Raw genomic sequence first — 2466 nt, 5'->3', positions numbered from 1 at the left:
CCCCGCGGGTGCGGGCTCCGCGTTCGGTCAGGCACAGGGCGCACCCCAGGGCCTGCAGTCCGCGGGCACGGGCCAGGACAGCTACGGCGGCGCTCGTGGCGCCGTACCGCCGCAGTCCCAGGGCCCCCAGGGCCCCGCAAGCTCCGGCGGCGAGGGCCGCGGCCGGCGTGGCCGTCAGCCGCTGCTGCCGGGTCGTGGCGGTCCGCGTGCCGAGCTGCCGGGCGGCGCCCAGCAGCAGCCCTCGCGGCCGAGCTGGAGCGACGAGAACGCGCAGCCGCCGGTTCCGCGTGCCTCGCTGGACACCCCGCGCGGCCACGACGAGACCTCCCGGATGCCGCGGATCGACGACCGGCAGGGCCCCGGGTCCACGTCCGAGTTCCCGCGGCCCGACTTCGGTGCTCCGGCGCCGCAGCAGCAGCCGCAGCAGACGGGCCAGTTCGCCCGTCCCGAGTACGGCGCCCCGCAGCAGGGCCCGAACGGCTCGCAGGACCCCAACGGTTCGCAGGACTCGGGCCAGTTCGTCCGCTCGGACGTCTTCGGCAGCCCGGCCGGGCAGAACGGCCTCGGCAACGCGAACAACCCCAACAGCCCTGCCAACACGGGCCAGTTCGCCATCCCGCAGGCCTACGACAACGGCTCCACGGGCCAGTACGCCACCCCGGGCTACGACAACGGCTCCACCGGTCAGCACCGTCTGCCGGGCCGTCAGAACAACGGTGACACCGGGCAGTTCGAGCGTCCGCAGGTCAACGGCAACCACAGCGACTTCGGTGCTCCGCGGCAGCCGGTCCCGCCGCGTCCGCAAGCGCGGCCCGTCCGCCAGGAGCCCGAGGCGCTGCCGCCGGCCACCGGTCCGGGCGACGGCCGTACCCCGCTGTACGACACGCTGGAGACCAACTGGTTCCACGGCGGCCAGTCCGCCGCGCGGCACACCAACGGCTCCGCTCCGCAAGCGCCGGCGGCACCTGCCGCCGCTCCCTCGGCGCCGCAGCACTCTCCCGGTGCACAGCGACCCGCCACCTCTTCCTGGCGCGCCTCGCCGAACGACGATCTCGTCCGGCAGGCGGAGCGCGTGAGGCAGCCGGCCGCGGGCGGGGTCACCACCTCCGGCCTGCCGCGCCGGGTGCCCAGGGCGAACCTCGTCCCGGGCACGGCTCAGCAGCAACAGCACCAGTCCGGTCCGCAGGTCTCGCGTGCGCCTGATGACGTACGCGGCCGGCTGACCAATCTCCGTCGGGGCATCGCACAAGGTCGCCAGGCCGGCAACGGCCAGACCGGCAGCTTCCCGAGCCCCACTCACCAGCAGGAGCGATAGTTGAGCCAGATGAGCCAGGCGGCACAGAATCTCAACTGGTTGATCACCAACTTCGTGGACAACACCCCCGGTGTGTCCCACACCGTCGTCGTGTCCGCCGACGGTCTTCTTCTGGCGATGTCGGAAGGCTTCCCTCGCGATCGCGCCGACCAGCTGGCGGCCGTCGCGTCCGGGCTCACCTCGCTGACGGCCGGGGCCTCCCGGATCTTCGAGGGCGGCAACGTGGCGCAGACGGTCGTCGAGATGGAACGCGGCTTTCTCTTCCTGATGTCCGTCTCGGACGGCTCGTCCCTGGCCGTGCTCGCGCACCCGGAGTGCGACATCGGCCTGGTCGGCTATGAGATGGCCCTGCTGGTCGACCGCGCGGGTGCGGTGCTCACGCCCGATCTGCGCGCCGAACTGCAAGGCAGTCTGCTCCACTGAACCCCACCGGCACCACCCGTCTCACCAAATCACCGTCCGGCCGCCACAATCCCCCCATCGGCCTTACCGACGGCACGACTGACCGACTTGCTGTCCAGCCCGGAGGATTCATGACCCCGCCCACCGCCTCTCATGATCCGTACGCGGAGCCGTACGAGGATGAGGGCGACCAGCCGCTGGTACGTCCGTACGCGATGACCGGTGGCCGGACGCGGCCGCGCTACCAGCTCGCCATCGAGGCACTGATCAGCACCACGGCCGACCCGGCAGCACTCATGGGGCTGCTCCCGGAGCACCAGCGCATCTGCCATCTGTGCCGTGAGGTGAAGTCGGTCGCGGAGGTGTCGGCGCTTCTGGCCATGCCGCTGGGCGTGGCCCGCATTCTCGTCGCGGACCTGGCCGAGGCCGGGCTCGTCGCCGTCCACCAGCCGGGCGGCGACGAGACGACCGGTGCACCGGACGTGACCCTGCTCGAAAGGGTGCTCAGTGGACTTCGCAAGCTCTGACGGAGGTAGGGCGACCACCTCCGCGAAGATCGTGGTGGCGGGTGGCTTCGGTGTCGGCAAGACCACGTTCGTGGGCGCCGTCTCGGAGATCAACCCGCTGCGCACGGAGGCCGTCATGACGTCCGCGAGCGCGGGCATCGACGACCTGACGCACACCGGGGACAAGACCACCACCACGGTGGCCATGGACTTCGGCCGTATCACCCTGGACCAGGACCTGAT

General features: G+C 71.8%; 3 protein-coding genes and 1 pseudogene. All 4 read left to right on the top strand.

Going from position 1 to position 2466, the window contains the following annotated elements:
- Window positions 1-1315: pseudogene (locus JYK17_RS40220) on the top strand (nitrate- and nitrite sensing domain-containing protein); the annotation flags it as partial.
- A 9-nt stretch (window positions 1316-1324) separates the two neighbouring features.
- Window positions 1325-1738, top strand: a complete 414-nt coding sequence (locus JYK17_RS40215; RefSeq protein WP_003973453.1) for a roadblock/LC7 domain-containing protein — start codon at window positions 1325-1327, stop codon at window positions 1736-1738.
- Between the two features lie 110 nt (window positions 1739-1848).
- Window positions 1849-2244, top strand: a complete 396-nt coding sequence (locus JYK17_RS40210) for a DUF742 domain-containing protein (protein WP_108015325.1) — start codon at window positions 1849-1851, stop codon at window positions 2242-2244.
- Window positions 2225-2466: ATP/GTP-binding protein (locus JYK17_RS40205; RefSeq protein ID WP_222812320.1), on the top strand; the 242-nt coding region annotated here is incomplete at its 3' end. The genes JYK17_RS40210 and JYK17_RS40205, both read left to right, overlap by 20 nt.

Source organism: Streptomyces plumbidurans (genome assembly GCF_019857225.1).
Taxonomy (GTDB): Bacteria; Actinomycetota; Actinomycetes; order Streptomycetales; family Streptomycetaceae; genus Streptomyces; species Streptomyces plumbidurans.
The sequence above is the reverse complement of the archived record's forward strand: the minus strand, read 5'-3'. Positions and strand labels throughout refer to the sequence as shown.

Excerpts from the sequence above, each read along its gene's own strand:
- JYK17_RS40215 (WP_003973453.1), top strand. The coding sequence starts at position 1,325 with ATGAGCCAGGCGGCACAGAATCTCAACTGGTTGATCACCAACTTCGTG.
- JYK17_RS40210 (WP_108015325.1), top strand. The coding sequence starts at position 1,849 with ATGACCCCGCCCACCGCCTCTCATGATCCGTACGCGGAGCCGTACGAG.